Below are 1,086 nucleotides of genomic sequence, written 5' to 3'. Positions count from 1 at the left end.
TAAGTAATCAAACAAAATTAATTACACAAATCAATATACAATATGATCTAGGATTTGCTTAGATAATAATTAGGATTTAAATGATTTTTTTAAGAGAAATCAATCCGCTTTCTTTGAAACTACTGGAGCGCATCTATCGCCAAAGTCGATATCATCAGGTGCGGCAAAGAGCGCATTTCTTAATGCTAGCCTGTCAAGGAATAGAATTAGAAAAATTAATGAGAACATTTAATGTTAGTTATAAGACAATATATAACTGGATAAATCGTTGGGAATCGGAGGGAATGGTAGGACTGTATAATAAACCGGGGAGAGGGAGAAAACGAATATTTAGGCCAGAACAAGAAGCAGAAATTAGAGAGTGGGCGAAACAAGAACCAAGACAACTAAAAAAGACGCGACAAAAGATTAAATCAGAATGGGATATTGAAGTTAGCACTGAAACCATTAAAAGAATATTGAGAAATTTTTATATGAGTTGGCATAGAATGCGACGAGATGTTGGAGGAGAGCCAGACCCTATAGAATACAAGGAAAAATCAGCACAGTTAACAGAGTTTAAACGATTAGAATCCGAAGGTAAAATTAATTTATATTACTTAGATGAAACCGGATTTTGTCTCATTCCTTCTGTTCCTTATGGATGGCAAGATATTGGAGAGTATTTAACTATTCCTAGTCGCCGTAGTTCGCGCTTGAATGTTTTAGGAATCATGAATCGAAATAATCACCTTGAAACTTATGTTTCAACTCAAAGTATTAATTCGGATGTAATTATTGCTTGCATTGATGCGTTCTTTCCTCAGGTAGATAAACCGACCGTGATTGTTGTTGATCAATCCTCTATTCATACCAGTGGGATTATTCTTGATAAAATTGAAGAATGGTCAGAACGCGGTCTTACCATCTTTCAATTACCCTCCTATTCACCTGAGTTAAATTTGATTGAAATTTTGTGGCGATTCATCAAGTATCAATGGATTGAAATTGATGCTTACAAAAATTGGCAAACTTTTGTAGCATCTGTGGAAAAGATTCTTCGAGAGTTTGGTAAAAATTATGTAATTAATTTTGTTTAGCTACTTA

1 protein-coding gene is annotated in these 1,086 nt (G+C 34.1%); it reads left to right on the top strand.

The window, feature by feature from the left end:
• Window positions 1–80 precede the first annotated feature (80 nt).
• Window positions 81–1,079 (top strand): IS630 family transposase, encoded by a 999-nt coding sequence (locus ABF638_RS38110; RefSeq protein WP_435027906.1) that lies wholly within the window; start codon window positions 81–83, stop codon window positions 1,077–1,079.
• Window positions 1,080–1,086: the final 7 nt, after the last annotated feature.

This window comes from Nostoc sp. CALU 1950 (genome assembly GCF_051172895.1).
In the GTDB taxonomy this organism is placed as follows: Bacteria; Cyanobacteriota; Cyanobacteriia; order Cyanobacteriales; family Nostocaceae; genus Nostoc; species Nostoc edaphicum_A.
This window is presented reverse-complemented; position numbering and strand designations above follow the sequence as displayed.

What these genes read in the sequence shown, in the direction of transcription:
- ABF638_RS38110 (WP_435027906.1), top strand. Translation starts at nt 81, where the DNA reads ATGATTTTTTTAAGAGAAATCAATCCGCTTTCTTTGAAACTACTGGAG.